Source organism: Microcoleus sp. AT9b-C3 (genome assembly GCF_036705485.1).
GTDB lineage: Bacteria > Cyanobacteriota > Cyanobacteriia > Cyanobacteriales > Microcoleaceae > Microcoleus.
The window spans coordinates 1-21,337 of sequence record NZ_JAUBUR010000017.1 but is presented as its reverse complement, the minus strand read 5'-3'; the positions used below and the strand labels follow the sequence as shown (position 1 = coordinate 21,337).

The 21,337-nt window shown below is 44.4% G+C and carries 10 protein-coding genes, 3 tRNA genes and 1 pseudogene; 8 read left to right on the top strand and 6 right to left on the bottom strand.

Annotated features, from left to right (window positions below):
- Nucleotides 1-65 precede the first annotated feature (65 nt).
- The 5 genes from QUB77_RS16465 to smc form a co-directional block, all read right to left on the bottom strand.
- Complete coding sequence (locus QUB77_RS16465) at nucleotides 66-1,898, bottom strand: DUF6798 domain-containing protein (RefSeq protein WP_333175071.1); 1,833 nt, start codon at nucleotides 1,896-1,898, stop codon at nucleotides 66-68.
- Between the two features lie 12 nt (nucleotides 1,899-1,910).
- Nucleotides 1,911-4,091: a hypothetical protein gene (locus QUB77_RS16460; RefSeq protein WP_333175074.1), complete on the bottom strand. Its 2,181-nt coding sequence runs from the start codon at nucleotides 4,089-4,091 to the stop codon at nucleotides 1,911-1,913.
- Nucleotides 4,092-4,172: 81 nt separating this feature from the next.
- Nucleotides 4,173-5,102, bottom strand: coding sequence for an SGNH/GDSL hydrolase family protein (locus QUB77_RS16455; protein WP_333295975.1), 930 nt, complete (start codon nucleotides 5,100-5,102; stop codon nucleotides 4,173-4,175).
- A gap of 382 nt (nucleotides 5,103-5,484) precedes the next feature.
- On the bottom strand, nucleotides 5,485-6,507 hold the full coding sequence (locus QUB77_RS16450; protein ID WP_333134273.1) for a PRC-barrel domain-containing protein: 1,023 nt from the start codon (nucleotides 6,505-6,507) through the stop codon (nucleotides 5,485-5,487).
- A gap of 68 nt (nucleotides 6,508-6,575) precedes the next feature.
- Complete coding sequence (gene smc / locus QUB77_RS16445; RefSeq protein ID WP_333175079.1) at nucleotides 6,576-10,463, bottom strand: chromosome segregation protein SMC; 3,888 nt, start codon at nucleotides 10,461-10,463, stop codon at nucleotides 6,576-6,578.
- 365 nt (nucleotides 10,464-10,828) lie between these two features.
- Here smc and murA point away from each other — a divergent pair, with 365 nt between their 5' ends.
- The 8 genes from murA to QUB77_RS16405 all read left to right on the top strand — a co-directional run bounded on the left by murA (nucleotide 10,829) and on the right by QUB77_RS16405 (nucleotide 19,271).
- Nucleotides 10,829-12,247 carry a UDP-N-acetylglucosamine 1-carboxyvinyltransferase gene (gene murA / locus QUB77_RS16440; RefSeq protein WP_333175081.1) on the top strand — a complete coding sequence of 473 codons (1,419 nt, stop codon included), beginning with the start codon at nucleotides 10,829-10,831 and terminating at the stop codon, nucleotides 12,245-12,247.
- A 136-nt stretch (nucleotides 12,248-12,383) separates the two neighbouring features.
- A complete protein-coding gene (locus tag QUB77_RS16435; RefSeq protein ID WP_333175090.1) occupies nucleotides 12,384-13,253 on the top strand; it encodes a M48 family metallopeptidase in 870 nt (289 codons plus the stop codon).
- Nucleotides 13,232-13,313, top strand: a tRNA-Leu gene (locus QUB77_RS16430). Before QUB77_RS16435 ends, QUB77_RS16430 begins: the two co-directional genes overlap by 22 nt.
- Nucleotides 13,314-13,351: 38 nt before the next feature.
- Nucleotides 13,352-13,540 carry a hypothetical protein gene (locus QUB77_RS16425; protein ID WP_333295972.1) on the top strand — a complete coding sequence of 63 codons (189 nt, stop codon included), beginning with the start codon at nucleotides 13,352-13,354 and terminating at the stop codon, nucleotides 13,538-13,540.
- Nucleotides 13,519-13,600: transfer RNA gene (locus tag QUB77_RS16420), tRNA-Leu, on the top strand. The genes QUB77_RS16425 and QUB77_RS16420 overlap by 22 nt, the downstream gene beginning before the upstream one ends.
- A 900-nt stretch (nucleotides 13,601-14,500) precedes the next feature.
- A tRNA-Leu gene (locus tag QUB77_RS16415) sits at nucleotides 14,501-14,582 on the top strand.
- Between the two features lie 205 nt (nucleotides 14,583-14,787).
- Nucleotides 14,788-18,120, top strand: coding sequence for a hypothetical protein (locus QUB77_RS16410; RefSeq protein ID WP_333175083.1), 3,333 nt, complete (start codon nucleotides 14,788-14,790; stop codon nucleotides 18,118-18,120).
- A gap of 275 nt (nucleotides 18,121-18,395) precedes the next feature.
- Entirely contained in the window at nucleotides 18,396-19,271 is an 876-nt protein-coding gene (locus QUB77_RS16405; protein ID WP_333175094.1) for a DMT family transporter, read from the top strand.
- 604 nt (nucleotides 19,272-19,875) lie between these two features.
- Here QUB77_RS16405 and QUB77_RS16400 read toward each other — a convergent pair.
- A pseudogene (locus QUB77_RS16400) lies at nucleotides 19,876-21,116 on the bottom strand (ISAs1 family transposase).
- Between the last annotated feature and the right edge of the window lie 221 nt (nucleotides 21,117-21,337).

Genomic DNA, 21,337 nt, shown 5'->3' with positions numbered 1-21,337 from the left:
AAGTCTGTCTACGCAAACTAAGATAAATGTCATATTTGGATTTAACAAGTTTTACCAATTACCAATTACCTAATTTTATACAGTATCCATTTGCCTTGTTTGTCTGCTATTTCTCCTTGAATATCTGGGTGCCAGTCAGTACGAGTCAGGATATAATCGGCATGATAGTTTTTGGCTACTTTGACTAAATCGGCACTGCTGCGGCGGATGAAAAAGTCATTTCCTCCCCAAATCATTTGCGGGTTTAACGGGACTCCTAAAACAGCTTCCATGCGAGTTTGCCATTCTTTGATGCCTTTTTCGGTAAAGGGAAAGTTTTTGAAGTTGACGACAATCGCTCTGTCGGAGAAAAACTGGAAGCTGGTAACTGAGGGTGGAACTAATACGAGTGAATCGCGGCTGCTAATTTGCGAAAATCGCATAGCTAATTTGCTTAAGTCGTCTCTGGGAACGGCATTGATATTAACTCTTGTTTGAAATACATTTAATATTGGTTTGGGCAGAATTCCTGCTATTCCACAAACTAAGGTGGCGGTAGTTATTAAGGCTAATGTGTGAGTTAGAGTCTGTTTTATAGATGTAGCTAGGGATGTTTCTTCTAAAATGAATGGGAAGGCGAGGATTGAGAAAAAGATTGGGATGCTAGTTATTCGATCGCCTATTATTTCCCATGAATCAGCCAGCGGATATATCAAGCTAAAAATTACCGTTCCTCCTGCTAAAATCCACAACAATATATTATATCGTTTGGGAAATACGTATTTTTTTGTTGGCCAAACTGATAATCCTAAGAAAAGGATACCCCGAAAAGGCAAAGTTAGTACAGCTAACAGCAACAAGCTAACAGCTATTTGTTTATTTCTGTAAAGTTGTTCTACCGTCAAGGCAACAGCAATAAATATAATTAATTGAGCAAAAGGTACAGTTCTAGCTAACTGGAGTTTGGCGATAAAAGCCACCGGGTAAATTTCTACAAATATGTAATTTAGAAACAGCCCAAAAAGGGATGTACCAACAATTATATAAAAATTAACTTTGTCTTCTTTTGGCAATAAATTAGAAGTTGTGATGCACAGCAAGCCACCCATTATGAAACATATAAAGTTGAACCAATTCCCGACATCCCAATTTGACGGGAGGATGTGGTGGGGGTTGCGGACTTTCGCATGAATGTAGACAAACTCGGCGTTGTCGATAGTGTGAGTGCTGGTAGTACCTGTTAATAACATCGGTACGTAAACGATACTTGCCATTGCTGCTAAAAGTGCGATCGCCAAAATCAATGTTTTAAACTTCCGCTGTCTTACAGATTCAATAAATAAAACGGGAACCATCATCAATCCCGGCAACAAACCCACTAAAAATTGCAGCAAACAGCCCAGTCCAAAACAGAAATATCCAGTCAGCCATTTCTGCCGCAAACTAAAGTAAATTCCCCAGATTGCGAAACCCATTGCGAAGGTACTGGGTACTGATTTGGTGGAAAATATCAGGGTGTTACCAACGTCTGTAAATGAAGCTGCTATACATAAAAAAGCCATCGCTGCGGCGGGCAGTTTGGAATTAGTATAGATAGTGATAATTGCGTAGCAAGCTAGGATAAATGAACCAAAGGCTAGGAATTGATAAATAAAGTGCGCTAGGGGAATGCTGGTTCCTAAGTTGGCGAGCAAATAGATAATATAATAATAGTAATATCTCGGATTAAACTTAACCATTTCCTGAACGTAATAGTCATTTTTGTATAGTTCAGGATTTAACATAAATTGAATTGGCGGCACTTCGGGAAAATTGCCTCCAATGGGGAAAATATAGCCAGTTGCCATCAGAGAGCCGATGATGACAAAAGTATACAGAGATAGATTAAAATACCAGTGGGATTTTTGATGTTTTTGCATTGACGGTTCAACTTACCTACTGACAGCTAAATTGTTAATCTCCAGTTGGCATTGGTTGGATAAATCCTGTTTGCTGTTACTCAATACCTCAAGCAGCAGATAAATGGGATGTTTGCCCTCAACTAATAGATTTAAGCCGATCGCACTTTTTGGATTATAAGCCATCTCTGCTGAGTCTACTAATTTACCTTGCTTGTCCCACAAAGTCAAGCGAAGGGCAATTCCCGGACATTGTTTGTTAGGTAAATTGAGTTTGCCGGTAACTTTCGCTTTGTCTGAGATGGAACCTAAATACAGGAAAGATGTATCGAGTTTCTTGCTGTTTTTAATTGGATGAGTTACAATATTATATAGGTTATCCGATTCTTGAGTTACAGAATAATTGGCAGTTGTGTAGATTGATTGATGCAAACTAATCCAATCTAACTGCGTGCCTGGTCGATCGACTATTTGCCGCTGCATCGCATCCAGAGTCCTAACTGCCGTGGCTGTATCAGTCGGCCGCACCCTCCGGTAAACGCTGACAGTCACGCCGTTTTCTAGCTTAAACTGTTCCGGTAGCAATTGGAAATCGCGGGCAATTTCCCAGTTTTGAGTAAAGGCATCGTACACAACTTTAACAACATCTTGTTCGTGCGATCGCAAAACTTGTTCGTCACTCGGTAACACCTGCTGAAAAGGTATAGCAACCACCGCATATTGTGACTGCAACAACTCCGGTAGCGGGTAAGTATCGCGCGAGTCAATTTGCGGCCTCCCGATTGTATTTAATTTCCACCAGCCCTCCGGCGGGTTTAATTTGCGGTTGGCTTGTCTGAGGATATTAGCATTAAAACTGTTAGAAGCACCGGCAATATAAATCGGTTCTTCATTCGGTGCTAATTTTCGCAGAAACTCTACTAATTTTACAACTTCGTCGTAGTCCGATCGCACTAACGGCGGAAAATTACCCACAAACAGTCTTGACAAATCAACCTTGAGAGGAATTAACCCGACTGCGCCATTCAAAACCAGGTACAAACCCGCCGCGCCCAGCATGAAATACCGGACTTTTCCCTTGAGTGTCAGCCAAGTTGTCCAGAAAAATGTGGATATTCCCAAAAGTGCGATCGGTGTAAGATGAATTGTATAGTGCAAGTATCCGTAACGCAACACTAACAGCCATTCAATCAGCGACAAAACTCCAAACAACGAAACAAAAATAGCCGCCGCCGGAACCAGGATTCGGGTGATAATTCCCGCAGAAAAACCAATCAGTACCAGCAGCCAAGTTCCCAAACCGTAAAAACCCGCATAACGAGTTAAAATATCACTTACAGGCAAACTCCAAGCGACATACAAATTGCGGTAGTCAACCGTCAGAGCACTGCGAGTAAAATCTCCCGCTACCAACATTAAAATAGTCAAGCTAGTTGCAGCTATTAAGCCCAATTTTACACCGGATTCAAACAAGCATCGATAGGGAAAGGACACTGCCACGTCCTTGTCTTTTGAAGACGACAACGACGTTTTTTTACGGTATATTAGTACAATAAACTCGATGAAAGCCTGTAAAGTCGCTGCACCCAAAAAGGCGAGCGCACTATAAGCAAAATGGCGCCGCAACAGAATAGCCGCCGCCAGCAAAAACCCAATTAACGGGATTTTCCACCAAGATTTCAGCTTAACATCCTGCAAATAAACCAAAATTGCCAAGGCTACAAACACACAGCCGCCAGTATCCAGATATCCCCGCAGAGTGGGTATCCAACTCATCGGAATTAATAAACTCAGCAGCACAGTTGACCAAAACACCCGGCGGGAATAAACTGGAATTAGCTTTGCAGAAATTGCCCCCAGCAAGAGGCGAAACGGCAGCACATAAATCAGGGATACGCTGAGAATGTAACTCAGCCGAGACTCGCCAAATAACAGTATAAACGGCACTAATGGCAAAGAGATTAATAAGTTTTTTTCTTTAGATAGCGATTCTATAACTCCGCGCCATGCTTTATCGGGCGAGTCTCGAAATAAATTTGCCGTGTTGACTGTAGCCGTGTTGTAGCCCGCGTAATCCCACCAATAAAAAGTATGTTCGCTGGATACATAGATTGATGTTACTGCAACTGTGACGAGAACAACTAAAAACAGGAAAAAACCATCAATCAGAAACTTGCGAGGCAATTTAGAAGAAACAAAATCAAATAATCCCATCAGTCTAGCAACCCTAAATAACTCCTAAACTTCCTCTTTCTCTCTTCCTTCGCGCCCTTTGCGCCTTCGCGGTTCATTAACTTACCTTAAAACAGTATCTTGCAAAAAAAACTCCAACTTTTCTGCATATTGCCGATTGGCGATCGCACTTGGATGAAGGTCATGAGGTAAATTATTATTGGCAGGTATTTTCAAATCAACCGAAATATCCGCCGTAGCAATTCCCTCCTGACTTAACTCCTCCAACATCTTAGCAGAACCTGTATTAATTCCCGCCACAACTAACTTAACACCATTAGCCTCAGCCACACGGTTAAACTCTTCAATAATTGCCTTAGAAACCTCGTGACTTTTGTACAATCCCTCTTCAAATTGATTGTAATTAACCTCCAAAAAATGGCTTAATGCAGAAACCCGCATCAGGGGGAACTCGTGATATTCAAGTTTGGCCATCTTGTAGGTAAAATTATTTTCTCCATTCAGCCTAGCATCAGGCTGGAATAGAATACCCAGTTTATTCCAAGCAGCCATTTGCTTTCTTCTCGCCCTTAACAAAGTATTGCGGCGGTCATGAAATCCCGCATAAGCAATCACCGCAATTTTGGGTTTATTTCCTTGTTTGAGTGCTTCTTTGAATTGAATCAACGAGTGCAGCGTGCCGTAGCCGTTAACGCCAAAATTCACTGTTTCATATTTTGGTAGTTTCTCTTGCAGCAACCAAGCATAAGTTTCGCTGTCATTCAATGACCAACCGTAGGTAAAAGAACAGCCAAATATCCAAATTTCTGGCTTTTTTGACAATAAATTGTAAGTATTGAGGGGGTGAGTTATTCTTAAACTATTATTGAGATGAGTGGCATTAAATGAGTAATTACCGTTAAGTGTCACCTTGAATTTACCCGGCAAATGCTTGTAGCCGAGTTCCGAGTCTTTGGTGAAAAAGTTACCTTTTGGTTCTACCGCAACATCAACATTTTCTATTTGCCAGGGTTTGTATCCCGCAACTCGCAAGACAATTTCAGCCGTGGTTGTGGATAAAAAAATTGGAAAAATTAGATATGTTATTAATCTGAAAATAAAGGTTTTAATAAAAGTTTTTTTCATAATTTAGCGTAGGGGCGGGTTTTACAAACAATATTTGAGGTTCACCAACAATTTAGATAAACCCGCCCCCACACAGCCGATAATCTAGATTAACCTGATGTTTTAGATACTCCAAAAAAATGTAGATTCCGATTATTCGTTGGGCGGGGGCGAGTTTATTATATAGTTGGTTTTACGCCGATATGGTTGGTGAAACCCGCCCCTACAGGCCATTGTAGGGGCGGATTTCACAACTATCTATGTCTAAAACAAACAATCTCGTAAACCCGTCCAACCGAGGGATTAATTTCTAATAACCAGGCTCCTCTTCGTACTCAGGAGTCTTAGTTTTCTCAGGGATATTCACGCGAGGAGCCTGGTAAGGCTTCGGTGCCTCATCGTCAGCCCAAGCATCAGCCTCCACATCATCCTCGTACTCAACCACCGGCTGCTTCGGGCGAGAAATCTCAGCGCGAGTGTACTGCGGCTTCTCCTCGTACTCCTCCTCGTAATCGTCCTCCTCGCCACCCCAATTATCCTCTTCGTAATCCTCGTAATCGTCGATTATTGGCTCAGGCTGCTGTACCTGCACCGCGCGCATCGGCGGCTGGCGAACCGCAGGCCGATTCCACTCTAAATCCTCATCCCAAGGAACTTCCTCCACCGCAGGCGCAGCTACCCTGCTCCGCATTTCCGGTGCAGGTATCCGCACGCCCGGGCCCAATTGATTTCCCGTAGCCACGGGTTTCGGATAATAACCTGCCTCGTCCTCTTCCCGTTCCCAAGGTGCTTGGCCCAAACCAACGCGCTCCAGCAAACCCACACTAAGCTGCCTGAGCCTTTCCTCGGAACCTTCAAACACAATCAAGCGATTCGGGCCGCTGCTGACAATTTCTTCAATCCCCAACTCGTAAGTGCTGAGAACTTGGTCGGGGATTTGGGGGATTCCCAAGGAAGCGATAATTATAGAAACTAACTTACCGTCTTCGGGGTCGAACCTAAAGCCCCGCACCCTACCCAAAAGTTCGCCGGTTTCGGTAATAACTTCGCTGTTAATCAAAATGCTGTAGACTTCAACATCAACATCATCTTCGATCGCGCTCTCATCTTCCACCAACAGCACGTCGCCGATTTCGCTGACATTGCTGAGGAACATAAACTTCGGCATTCCAGCGACCGCAAATATATTATCACGCAGACCGATCGCCACAACTTCCCGCCGATCGATGTCCACCCACAATTGACTAACCACCCCCAAGCGTTTACCTCTGTCGCGGGTGATGACCTGAGTGCCTAGAATGTCGGAGCGTTGGCAGATTTGTTCGGATGTCATTCTAACTTTAATCCTGATTTATTAAGTACATATATCACTCAACACGAGCGTTAACATAAACTCCGGGACTACAACTTCAGTCCTATGACTTGAGTATAAGCTCCCCGCGCTTGAGTAACACCAATTGTACGCTCAGCCGATTGAATCATAGGTCGCCGCAAACTCACAACAATAAACTGGGCTTGTTCCGACTGTCGTTTTATCATTCTAGCCAATCGCTCCACATTTGCCCCATCCAGAAACATATCCACTTCATCAAAAGCGTAAAACGTAGACGGGCGGTAGCGTTGCAGCGCAAAAATAAAACTCAGCGCCGTCAAGGACTTTTCGCCTCCAGACATGGAAGCCAGCCGCTGTACGGGTTTGCCCTTCGGGTGAGCGACCAAATTCAAGCCGCTGCTGAAGGGGTCTTCCTGGTCATCTAGCTGGAGATAGCCATCGCCTTCGGAAAGTTCCGCAAAGATAGTCTGGAAGTTCTCGTTAACCGCGTCGAAAGCTTCTTTAAAAGCGCGCCGCCTGAGTGTGGTAAAATTTTCGATTCTCAACAGCAGTTCAGTGCGTTCTCCTTCCAATGTCGTCAATTTTTGACTCAATTCTTGAAGGCGTTCTTGAGTGCGGTTGTACTCTTCCAAGGCTAGCATATTGACTGGTTCTAAAGCTTGAATGCGTTTGGCGATCGCCTTTACTTCTTGCTGCAATTCCGTTAAATTGGCTTTCTCGACATTTTCAGGAATCGACGGCACGGGGTCGGGCATTTCCGCCCGCTGCGTTTCCAATAGAGTGCGGACTGCGGCTAATTGTTCCCGGCGTTCTTGCTGGGTTTCGTTAAGTTTTTGCAACTGCCATTGTAACTGTTGTTTGGCTAAATGCTTCTCTCGCAGTTGAGATTCCGCCCGATCGCGCTCTCCCTTCTGCACGCCCAATTTTTCCTCAATTTCCCCCAAAGCCGCCTTAGCAGCAGCAATTTGTCCGTCGAGTTCTAACTGCTGGGAAACTATGCGATCGAGTGCATCCACCCCCGCGTTTTGCTGCACTTGCCATTCCTGCAATTTCTCGCTACCTTCCTTAATTTTGTCTTCCAAACGCCCGAATTGATTTTCCAAGTCTACAAGGCGCTGCTGGACGTTTCTCAGAGCCAATTCTCGCTCTTGCAGTTGCGCTTCTTGTGCGCGCAAACCCGATTGCATTTGCTGCCATTCGCTGTGACTGTTCGACTCTTCCAACTGCGCCAAAGTTTGGCGGTATTGCTGCAATTGAGTTTCCTGTGCGGGCAATTCTCTCTCCAGCAACTGCAATCTCGATCGCGAATTAGTTAATTCCTGTGTATTTTTGGCAATTTGCGATCGCACTTGTTCCTGTTGCGCTTGCAAATTCTTAATTTCTGACTCCAACTGTTCCAAGCGCAACTGATGTTCGCGCAAATTTTGTTTCGCTTCCATCAATTCTTGGCTGCGAGTTTTGACTGCAACAGAAGCGCGATCGATCGCAATTTTGCACCGTTCCAAAATCCGCTCAATTTCCTCCAACCTTTCTTGCAGAGATGCGATCGTCCGGGCTTCACTAGCAGCCTCACTAGCCTCAACCGTGCCAAAATGCAAGGTAGATCTATTAGTAGAACTTCCCCCAGTCATCGCCCCGCTAGTTTCCAAAATTTCCCCGTCCAAAGTGACAATCCGGTACTGTCCCAAATAGCGGCGGGCATCACTGAGGTTGCTAAACACAACCGTACTGCCAAAAACGTAAGCAAAAATTTCCTGATACCGGGAATCGCAGTCAATCAAATTCACAGCCGCATCCACAAAGCCAGCCGCGCGCCGCAAATTTTCATTCACCGAATACCTGCCGCCCCTAATCTTATTCAAAGGCAAAAACGTCATCCTTCCCGCCCGTTTTTGTTTCAACAATTCGATCGCAGCAGCAGCCACGCTGTCATCTTCCACCACCATATTTCCCATGCGCCCGCCCGCCGCAATTTCCAGGGCCAACTGATAGCGCGGTTCTACCCTGCCGAGTTGAGCCACCAAGCCGCAAACTCCGCCAATTCCGCTTTGCGCGACAATTTTTGCCGTAAACGTTCCCGTCGCTTCTTGCAGTGCTTGAAACTGCACTTCTAGTTTGTCTAATTTGCGCTGTCTTTCGCGCTGTTCTTCCAACAAACGAGTTTGAGTTTCCTGTTGCAGTTGCAATTCTTGTTCGGCTGCGACTAAAATCTGAGTCAGCGATTCTACTTGCAAAGATGCAACGCCTTTGGTTTCCACAAGGCGAGATTGCTGCTCTTTTTTCGCGGCAATTTCCTGTTCCAATACTTGCAGCGATTGGTTTTGTTCTTGAATTTGACTTTGCAGGCGATCGGCTCTTTCGCCAATGGTAGCTTGTTCTGTACGCTGCGGTTCCAAAGTTTGTTGAATTGTTTCGATTTGGCGGTGCAGTTCCGTTTGCTGTTGCACCCAAACTTCTGCCGTCGAGGCGATCGCATTTGCAACTTCCCGACTTTCATCTAAACTTTGCTGGGCTGCATCCCGCTGTTCCTGCAAAGTTCCTATTTGAGATTTAACATAAGATATTTCAATCTCAATTTGCTCCAAACTTTGCCGGAATTGCCGAACTTCTTCCTCGGTTTGTGCTATATTAGCAGCCATTTGCCCAGCAGTTTTTTCCAAATCCTGTTTGCGGTTTTGGAGTTGTCGCCGTTCCGCTTCCTGAGTGGCAATCGTCGCTTGCAAAGCCAACAGTTCCGACTCTCCCAAAGCTTTAACGCGGGCATTTAGCGCGTCAAGTTCGGCGGTTGCTGCTTGAATTTGGGTGCTAATTGCTTGCAGTTGTTCGGTGAGAGATGCCGAAGTACGATCGCCCGTTTCGATTTGTTCTCGCAGTTTCCATTCTTGCTGCTGTAATTGGCGGAATTTCAGCACAATTTCCCATTGCGATTTTTCTTGAAATTCCGCCCGCAGCTTTTGATATTTTTCCGCTTTTGTGCGATCGGAAGCAAGTCTATCGCGCTGAGAAATCAGCTCTTTTTCTACAATCCGGCTGCGTTCTTCCACCTCCTTAACTTCATCCAACTTCTGCCTAGCTAAAGAGATTTTGCGATCGAACTGAGCCACACCAGCCAATTCGTCAATGATTTCTCTGCGTTCCTTAGAATTCATCGAAATAATGCTCGTAACGTCTCCTTGCAGCACGACGTTATAGCCTTCGGGATAAATTCGCAACCGGTTGAGTTGTTCGTGAAGTTGCGTCAGGGTGCAAGGTTGGCCGTTAATGTAATAAGTTGAAGTGTAAGTACCTTGGCGAGTTACCCGAAGTTTCCGCGTCACACTCCACTCATCCGATTTTGGATTTTCGATTTTGGATTTTCGATTGGTAGCGAGGAGTTGTCCGTTGTTGTCTTGAGTTGCTGCAATTTCTATGTCTTCTACGTCTTCAACAGATAACTCATCCGATTTTGGATTTGGGATTTTAGATTTTCGATTGAGAGATGATTGGCCGTTGTTGTCTTGAGTTTCGGCAATTTCTATCCCTTCGACTTCTTCAACAGATAGAGGCGATTTTTGATTAACAGGAGATGATTGACCGTTGTTGTCTTGAGTTTCGGCAATTTCTATCCCTTCAACTTCCTCTGCTGCAACAGATAACTCATCTGCTGCATTTTCATCCTCATCTTCATCTTGGGCGAACCATTCCTCCCCCACATCTTCCAGGGCAAAAGTCGCAGTCACGCTAGCTTCGATCGTACCGCGTTTGTTTTGGGCGCTGTTCACCAAATCCGGCAAACGTTCAGCCCGCATTCCCTTGGAACTCGAAAGTCCGAGACAAAACAGCAAAGCGTCGAGGATGTTGGACTTCCCAGAACCGTTGGGCCCGGAAACCACAGTAAAACCGGGCAGCACGGGAATGGCCGTCGTGCCGCCAAAAGATTTAAAGTTAGTCAGTTCGATCCGTTTAATGTGAACCATATGCTAGGAGTAGCTTTGGCTCTAGGTTGTTGTCACAGGGTAGCACAGGCAATGGGGCGATCGACAATGTGTTAACTTTCTGGCATTGTCGATCGAACCGATATTTTACACCTTTGTCAACAACCGAGTCGCATTTTACTTCAAAAGCTCGTTGACAAAAATACAACATCTGCATTCCGAGCGAGCGCTACAAATTAACGTAAATTTTGATACAGATAACTCGCTGAAACTCGATCGACATTATTTGTGCGGTAAAATTTGAAAGCCTTGCCCCGAGGTAATTACAGCCAATATAATTCCCGGAATCCCTAATGTTACCCCTAGACATATAAAAACTTTCCGGTAAAATCGAACCAAAATTAATAATGTATAAAGTAACGAAGCGAATTATGGAGGGCAAACCCATTACACCAGCTCAGAACTCATCTAACCTGCCAGCTTCCCCTGAAAGCGACGAACAACAAGTATTACAAATTTGGGGTCGCGAACCCCTTAAAGGACACGTCAAAATCAGCGGCGCCAAAAACTCGGCCTTAGTCGTCATGGCAGGAGCCCTGCTATGCCCAGAGGATTGCCGTCTCCGCAACGTTCCCGGTCTAGTCGATGTCGCCCGCATGGGGCAAATTCTCTCGGCTGTAGGAGTCAAGTTACAGCAGAACGGGGACGTTTTAGACATCAACGCCAGCAACCTCATAGACGCTCAAGCCCCCTACGAATTAGTCAGCCAACTGCGGGCGAGCTTCTTCATCATCGGGCCACTGCTAGCGCGTTTGGGATTTGCCAAAGTGCCCTTGCCCGGTGGGTGCGCCATCGGCGCGCGACCCGTTGAACTCCACGTTCGCGGTCTGCAAGCCCTCGGTGCCGAAGTCCACATCGACCACGGCACGGTTCACGCTTACGTCAAAGGGCCGAACCGCCGCCTGAAAGGAGCCAAAATTTATTTGGACTACCCCAGCGTCGGCGCAACTGAAACTTTGATGATGGCGGCGACTCTGGCTGAAGGAGAAACCGTGATTGAAAATGCGGCTCAAGAGCCGGAAGTCGCTGATTTGGCGAATTTCTGCCGCGCTATGGGAGCAAAAATTCAAGGCGCAGGCACGAATACGATCGTCATTTCGGGAGTTCCCAAGCTGCACGCGGTAGACTATCCAATTATTCCCGATCGCATTGAAGCCGGAACATTTTTAGTAGCCGGAGCCATCACTCACTCGGAAATCAGTTTGTCGCCGGTCATTCCCGACCACCTGACCGCAGTCATTGCCAAATTGCAGACAATTGGGGCAAAAATTATTGCAGAATCCCCCGACATTTTGCGGATAGTTCCCGGCCAAACTCACTCGGCCACAGACATCGAAACTCTGCCTTATCCCGGTTTCCCCACAGATATGCAAGCTCAGTTTATGGCCTTGCTGACGCTGAGCGAAGGCGACAGCTTGATCAAAGAAACCGTGTTTGAGAATCGCTTGCGCCACGTAGCAGAGCTCAACCGCATGGGCGCAGACATTCGCCTTAAAGGCAATGTCGCGATTGTGCGGGGAGTGTCGCGGCTGTCGGGTGCGCCTGTGGTGGCAACAGATTTGCGGGCTTCGGCGGCGTTAGTGTTAGCGGGACTTGCAGCCGATGGTGTCACCACCATCAGCAGCTTGCAGCACTTAGACCGCGGCTACGAGCAGTTAGAGGTGAAACTGCAAAAATTGGGAGCTAAGTTGCGGCGTGTCAAAGAGGGTACAGACCCGGCAACTGCTGAGGCTCCTGTCAATCCCGTGCGATCGGGTTTAAAGTAGTCAGAAGGAAGAAGGAAGAAGGAAGAAGGAAGAAGGAAGAGGAAAAAAGGAATAAGCAAAAGAATTCCCCATGCCCAATTCCCCATGCCCCATGCCCAATTCCCAATTCCCCATTCCCCATTCCCAACTGACTAAAATGTCGAACATACCCCTCATCGGTTTGAAAGCAGACCAGTTTCGCCACCCGCTAGACTTGGAAGCTACCAGCACTCTCAAACAACTGCCCGGCCTGGATTTGATCGTGCGGCAGTTGCTGGGACAACTTGGCGAACAGTTTTTTATGCTGGAAAATCTGGCTTCCAGCGTCCAAGTCGGCGAAAATCAATTGCCGCACCTGCATCAATTGCTAGTGGATGCCTGCAAAACTCTGGATTTGGAGGTGCCGCAGCTTTATGTCCGCCAGCATCCGATGCCGAATGCTTACACCTTTGCGATGCGGGGAAAACAGCCTTTTGTGGTGATGCACACTTCTCTGATTGATTTGCTCACAGACGAGGAAGTTAAGGCAGTAATTGCTCACGAGTTGGGGCATTTGAAGTGCGAGCACGGAGTTTACCTGACTCTGGCTAATTTAATTGTGTTGGCCGCCGGCCAAATTTCGCCTGTGGGAACCGTGCTGGCTCAGGGTTTGCAGGCGCAAATGTTGGAATGGTTGCGGTGTGCGGAATTTACGTGCGATCGCGCCGCCTTGCTCGCGACTCAAGACCCAAGAGTGGTAGCATCACTGTTGATGAAACTGGCCGGAGGTTCGCCGACTTTAGCTCCCAAACTGAATGTCGATGCGTTTTTGGCGCAGGCGCGATCCTACGACGACCTCAGCAGCACTCAACTGGGAGAAATGCTCAAACAAGCTCAGACGGCTCAGTTGTCCCATCCTGTACCAGTATTGCGTGCCAGAGAGATCGATCGCTGGGCAAGTTCAAAAGATTATGAATCTCTTGTGCAAAATCGATCGGTGTATTATGATGCTGAAACCAACAAAAAGGGCGGGTGGCGAAATTGGTAGACGCATCAGACTCAAAATCTGACACCGAAAGGTATGAGAGTTCGATTCTCTCCCCGCCCATTACTAGAAAAGATGGTGATGTATTAATAAAAAAGTCTGTGAGCACCACTCAACTGGGAGAAATGCTCAAACAAGCTCAGACGCCTCAGTTGTCCCATCCTGTACCAGTATTGCGCGCCAGAGAGATCGATCGCTGGGCAAGTTCAAAAGATTATGAATCTCTTGTGCAAAATCGATCGGTGTGTTATGATGGTGAAACCCAAAAGGGCGGGTGGCGAAATTGGTAGACGCATCAGACTCAAAATCTGACACCGAAAGGTATGAGAGTTCGATTCTCTCCCCGCCCACTACTAGAAAAGCTAGTGATGTCTTAATAAAAAACTGTGTGCTAGGTAGCCCAGGATCTCCAAGTGCATATCTCCTCACTTGAGCTCGCCCTTGCTGGTAGCTGTCGTTGCTAGCTGAGTATTTTCCCAAAATCAGTTGAAATAACTGATGACCAACCGCACTATTACTTTCATCTGCTTTTTTATGTAATAAAAACATAAAAAGATGAGTAATCGGGCAAGCAATATACCTTCTTTGGATTTAGCGATCGTTCCAGGCACAGTTTATATCCAAGATTGTGTCTAAAATCACTTAAGTAAACTGTATACTCTTGATTTAGCCACAGGTAAAGCAAATTCATCGGTGAGATCGTTACAAAAGTGTATGATATTGCCTTTGTTGATTCACAACTCTATGGCATGGAGCGAGTACGATCTCGATAAAATGCTCGTTGCTTCGGACTTGGCACCATTGAAAGAAGAGAAAGATGTTGCATTTTATTACGAAAATACAAATGATCTACGCCTTTAGATAGACTAATAGTCGTCCCCGGAGCGGTCCAACTGGCGACCAATTCTAGCAAATGCTGAGTTTATCAGCACTAAGGGAAATACCGTCATCCGCAACATCAAGTATGATTTCTTAACAGTTGTGCAAAACAAGTCTAGTAGCATATATCACATTAAGTGATTACCAAAAACTGAATAATGTAGATGCGTTTTTGGCACAGGCGGGAGACTAAGACGACCTCAGCACCACTCAATTGGGAGAAATTCTCAAACAAGCTCAGACGGCTCAGTTGTCCCATCCTTAATACCAGTATTGCGCGCCAGAGAGATCGATCGCTGGGCAAGTTCAAAAGATTATGAATTTTTGCTTGGAGCCAATCGATCAGTCTGTTATTATTATGCAACCAAAAAGGGCGGGTGGCGAAATTGGTAGACGCATCAGACTCAAAATCTGACACCGAAAGGTATGAGAGTTCGATTCTCTCCCCGCCCACTGCGAGGAAAGCTAGTGATGTTGTAATAAAGCGCTCTGTGCTCAATAGCCCAGCAGCTCCAACTGCATCTATCATCACTTTATCTCGCACTCGCTGGTGGCTATCGTTACTAGCCGAGTATTTTCCCAAAATCAGTTGAAATAACTGATGACCAACCGCACTGTTACTTTCATCTGCTTTTTTATGTAATAAAAACAGAAAAAGATGAGTAATCAGGCAAGCAATATATCTTCTTTGGATTTAGCTATGGTTCCAGGGACAGTGTATATCCAAGATTGTGTCTCAAATCAGTTAAGTAAACTGTATACTCTTGATTTAGCCACAGGTAAAGCAACATTCATCGGTGAGATCATTACAGAACTGTATGATATTGCCTTTGTTGATTCACAACTCTATGGCATTGAGCAAGAAGGCGACACAACGCAGCTCGTAAAAATTGACATCAAAACGGGCGATACGATTGTGATTGGGGATACGGGCTTTGCTACAGCCGGCTTGGCTTATAATGCCCAACGTCAAACCCTTTATGCCAGCACAGCTAAACAACTGATTGCCCTTGACCTCAAAACAGGAAAAGGTACACCAGTAGCTACCGTAGCTAATAAAGACTACAACTGTGGCGAAATTGCCTTTGATAGCAATGGCATAGCATATATCACATTAATTGGTTACGAAAAGAAGAAATTACTTGCTAGATGCAATCTCGATACTAGCCAAGTTAAAACTCTTGGTGATACCGGATTTCCTGGTATTGGCAGTATGGAATTTGTTGGCAATGTCCTTTATGGCGTTACCGGCAGATTTTTTAATTTGGGAAAAGACGGCCAATTAATCCGCATTAATACCCAGACAGGTAAAGGCACATTAGTGGCTCAAACCAAGCCTAGCGCTAGTTGGGCAGGAATTGCGGTTTATCAACCAGCAGCAGAAGCGATCGCAACCATCGCTCCAAAAGTTAACACTGAAGCTACACAACCGGCACAAACAACTACTACAACTAGGGAGGCATCTATGAAACTGTTAACAATTGATACCAAAGAAAACTGTTACGTTATCAATACCGATCAGATGAATAACTTGCAACAAAATGTTGCTAAGTCTCTGACATTAAACAAAGGAACTTTTGACATCCAAATTACCAGTGGTAGCTACAGTTATAGTGCCGATAATACCGTTGGTGAGCCTTTTGTTTTTCTCTGGATTTATGGACTTGAGGGCAGTACCTTTATCAACACAAAGACAGGTGTTGAGACAGGTGGAACTTGGGCAACTTTAAACGGTTATAACGACAAATTGCAGTTTGAGATCAAAGAAAAAGCTGTAGTCTGTGCTTTATTCTTTGACATCTATAGTGCTGATAATGAAGGGCAAGTAACTGTTTCAATCACTGGCAATCAACAGCCTCCCCAAACTTTAACCGTTGATAGCAAGGCAAACTGCTATCCGCTTGATGGCAATTATCTCTCAACTCTTAAAAAAGCCAATGCTAATTCTATCGAGTTAGCCCCTGGGAACTATCGCGTCAAGATTCGGGAAAGCAATGCCACTTATGGAGCCGAAGCAAAAAATTTTCAATTAGAACCTTGGGCGTTACTCTTGATTCAAGGGGGAAAATTTATCTCCAAGTTGACAGGAAATGAAGTTAGCGAAAGTTGGTGTTCCTTAAATGGCTTCAAAGATGACATTATTTTTGAAGTCAAACAAAAAACCACCATCTCCGGCTTCTTTTTTGATACATACATAGAAGATAACGAAGGGCAAGTTGTTTTAGAAATCAACAACATCACTGATGTAGAAGTAGAGAAAGAAAAGGAAAAACTACAACCTGGTACGGGCAGCAGCGAAAGCACTGTTAGTGTAGTGGGTGGTGGTAGCACAACTAGCTCTAGTAGTACAGCAGTTACCACTGGGGGTACAACTAGCTCTAGTAATACAGCAGTTACCACTGGTGGTACAACTAGCTCTAGTAATACAGCAGTTACCACTGGTGGTACAACTAGCTCTGGTACTGAAAATATCAATATGGGCAGTGGATTTAACTTCACTTTTGACCAAGATCAGATGGAACAAATGTGGCAGCAAATGGCAGCCCAAATCAATACTTCCATCACAGTAACAGGTGACCCGAACGAGAAAAAAGAAGCTTATTGGGACAACTTGGAAAAATGGCTGCTTAAAGGCTATCAAACTCAAGCTAAAGACTTAGCGATGAAGGTAGCACGGCTGGAGTTTATGCTTAAAACTCTTACCCAACAAATGGAAGTTAGTTTTAATCAGAATTTCCACAATTGGTCGGGATACTTCAACAAAAATCTCAACGACTTATTTATTTCCCGAATCCCCCGCATTGTTAGTGAGCAGGTGAATTTAAGAATCTCTGAACAAACCCAAGAGATTAAAAGCTTAGTGCTGCAACAAATGCAAACCGAACTCAATGAGCGTGTTGAGTCCGTCGTTAATCTCAAAGTGTCTAATCAGACTCAAGAAGTTAAGAACCTCGTAGTTCAGCAAATGCAAACTGAACTTGAGCAACGGATTGAGAATGTAGTTAACATCAAAATTGCCAATCAGTCTACAGAGATTAATACCCAGGTAATTAATCAAATATCGACTGATATTGATGAGCGCATTAGTAACTCCGTTAATGTCCAAATCGCCAATCAATCTCAAGAGATCACTAATCAGGTAATTCAGCAACTCCAACATACTATTGATCAGCGTGTTGAGAATGTGGTGAGCATCAAGATTTCCGATCAAACCCAGAATGTGAAGAATCTGGTGATTCAGCAAATGCAAACTTACATCGATCAACGCATCGATAATGTCGTGAACCTGAAAGTGTCTAATCTATCTCAAGATATTAACACTCAAATTGTTCAGCAAATTCAACACGACATCGATCAGCGGATTAATGCGGTAGTTAACCTCAAAATTGCTGACCAAAGCCAAAACATTAAAAATCTGGTCATTCAGCAGATTGAATCTAACATTGATGCTCGCATCAATACGGCTGTTAATCAATCTAGCACTAGCAACGTGCAGTTAGTGACTAATAATATTGTCAACGATCTTGACAATCGCATTAATGTTAGCTTGGATAACAAGATTCTCAACTTCCGTAATGATGTCTCTGCTATCGTCCAAACTGAGCTTAACCAAAACTTCACGCAGAACCTCAAAAATACGATTTTTGCAGAATTGAAACAACAACAATTCTACCTGGATATAAACTTGATCAAGGCAGAAGTTGAGAACTTCTACTCTAATCTTGCACAGTTTGAGAATCAGTTCTATTTACGCATTGAACAAGGGGACACTCAACTGTATAACTGGACGCTGGAACAACTTATTGCTCTCCAAGGTTGCTTAACAGATCGTCAGGCGTTAGTCGATATGTTTGAATCTTTCGCCACTAAACTCAAAGACGAATTAGATAATGCTGAATGCGTTCGTCCCGATCGTTTTGGTTCTTGGGTAAGAACAGATATGCGGTCACAATTTCAACCTACCCAATCTCCGCAATTACCACCACGTTAATCAGTAGGTAGACATAATATATTGGGTGTCCGAAGAAAGGAACGAAGCCACCCCAAAGCGCAAGCGAATTGCTTCGTTCCTCTATTCGGACATGATGGTATTGATTTATGTTCACCGCCCACTGCTAAAAAAGCTTAATAAATCTAGGGTTCCAGGTAGGCCACCGGGAACCCTAATTTATATGGCATTGGGAATCGGGCATGGGGAATTGCGAATTGGTAACTAATGACAACAGTCAACAGTCAACAGTCAACAGTCAACAGTCAACAGATTTTATGGGTGAAATCGCCGCTTTAGGTGCTGCATTTGTCTGGGCTCTATCTTCTACTATCTGGCAGCGAGTGGGACAGCAAATCCCCGCAGTGGTGCTCAACTTGCTCAAAGGCGCGATCGCCCTTTTCATGCTCCTTGGCACTGTACTAATTTTAGGAAAATCTTTACCCGCAATCAACCCTAATATTTTAGCAATGCTGCTGATTAGCGGCGGCCTAGGAATTGGCATCGGAGACACCGCTTTCTTTATCGTATTAAAATATTTAGGCGCGAGGCGAACGCTGCTTTTAGAAACCCTATCTCCCCCTTTAACAGCTTTATTGGGCTTAATATTTTTGCAAGAAAAGTTATCGCCCATTGCTTGTACTGGCATTCTTTTAACAATCTGCGGCGTAGCGTGGGTAATTGCAGAACGAACAGCCGAAACAACCTTATCATCAAAACATCTTTGGCAGGGATTAGGTATTAGTTTATTAGGACAAACAACCCACGCCGCTGGAGCAATTTTATCCCGCGCCGCCTTCACTCAAATAGATATCGATCCCCTGTGGACAGCAGCCTTGCGTTTGAGCGGTGGTATGGCAGTCATGCTGTGCTTTTTGAAGCCAACAAACCTTGAGAGTTTCAAACAATTAAAATCCTCAAAAATATTAGCTGCGATAATTCTGGCAGCTTTTTTAGGAACCTATCTCGGAATTTTCCTGCAACAGACTTCGCTGAAATATGCACCCGCAGCAATCGCTCAAACACTCAGTTCTACCAGTCCCCTATTTATACTGCCTTTAGCGGTGCTGGCGGGCGAAACAGTGAGCATTCGGGCTGTTTTGGGGGTAGTTGGTGCGATCGGCGGAATTGCCTTGTTATTGGGTTTGAAGTGATTACATTTTAGACAGAAGTGTTGCGTGTCGCTAAACAATCACAAAATAGGCTCTTTCGTACTCAGTGTGATTAAATATTAGTTTAAGTAGCCAAAAACTCAACTACGTCTGAATTGACTGAAAAAACGCATCATATCAAATCCAACAAGTTAAAATAAAACTACCCAGAGAAATTGAGAAGAAAATTGCAACTGCTGGCCAGAAGGAAGAGGAAGTGATTTATGCTTCTCATACTTGGGTAAAATAATTGGTAGAAATCCGTAATAATTTTGATGTGATTATTCCGTACATCACGCAGGTAACAGCTAATCCGAATACTTGAAGCTGAAAAAGAGCGATCGCCCTTACATCCCAACTTGTCAAAAAGCGCGATCGCCCTTATATTATTTAGGGCTTGCTGAATAAGTTAGAAAAAATCGCGCTCGCGTAGCTAACCGCAGACATCGCACTTGATGGGCAATTCAAGCTCGGCGAAACATAACTTTTTGTTGACTATAACTTGCCCAGTTCTAGCTTTTAATAATCAGTGAACCATAAATAGGTGTGATTTTCGGTTGGTGACATAAAAACGCACAAAAAACCCAGGGTAAGCGCATCTCAAAGGCTATTGACAAGCGGGTTGAGAGGCATCATCATGGGGGAATAAACAAGCAGCGAGAATAGTCAGCATATAGTTATTATCCATAGCGGCGCGATTGGATTTTTGGCGATTACTACGTTTGCAAGATTGCTCCAGATTTAAAGAATTAAGAGCAATTCGTCGCAGCAATGCTAAGTTTTGTGGCCCATGACCAGTACGGACGCGACAAGCATCTTCATTCCAGGTGACATCTAAAGTCCAATGCAGACCATTTTCAATACCCCAATGTTGACGGATAGCTTGCCCCAATTTATGAGCATTACATTCCAAACTCGTTAAATAAAACTGAACTTCATGGGTAGTTTTATTCCAAAGATGTCTGACCCGGACTACCATGACAACACATTGAAGACCAACCCAATCTTTTTGGTTATGTAAAGTTGGTAATTGAGAAATAGGAACACACCAACAGGAGCGTTTTTCAGTCCGATGGTGTCCTCGCTCTACTCGCTGGTCATAACTATGGATAATACCTTCAAACCCTTGAGACAATTGTTGCTCAAACCAATCTTTTACTTGTCCGTAAAGTGTAGGATGATTAGCTTTAAGGGCTAAAACGTAATCAGCTTTAGCAGAAAAAATTTGGGAGGCAATGGCTGTTTGCGTACCCATTGCATCAATCGTAATAATACATCCCGCCATATCTAATAACTCTAATAACGCAGGAATTGCAGTAATTTCATTAGATTTATCTGCTACCTTTACTTGTCCTAAAACAAGACGATATTGACTCGACCAAGCGCTTACTAGATGTAAAGCTGATTTCCACGGCGCACTCTATCGTATGAGCCTTTGATAGTCTTACCATCAATGGGAATTACCTGCGCCCCTACTACCTCAACTATCGATTCTATCCAACGTCGAAAGCATTGCTCAAATACTTTGGGATTAATGCGTTCAAATACTCGTCGAAATGTATCTGCACTTGGGATACCTCCTGGTAAAGCTAAAAACTGCTCCAACCATTCACATTTACTTAATCCATAATTTTCCATGTCTTCCCATCCATTACCTCCTGCAATTACTGACAATATTCCCACGCTCAAAATATCTGTTAATGTATGGACACGCGTTCTTTCTACACGAGGGTCTTTGATATCACCAAATACTAATGCCATTTTTTCTGTCAGTGCAGTCGCCTGAGCTATACTCAATCTTTTTGAGCTTTTAATCCTGTGTTTCCGAGATTTGAAACCTGATGCCATAAGACTGACCTGTTAAGTAAGATAGACACTTTCTTCTGACAAGCATACTACATAACATCTTTGATACTCAAATTGTCTCTATCAATCTACAAGTGGGCCAAATAATCTGTATTTTTCAATACAAAATTAGATGCGCTTACCCTGACAAAAAACCCCTCTTAACCAGGTAGAAAGGTTCATCACTAAAAAAGTAATAGCAATGGCTGTTTCCGAAGTATTAT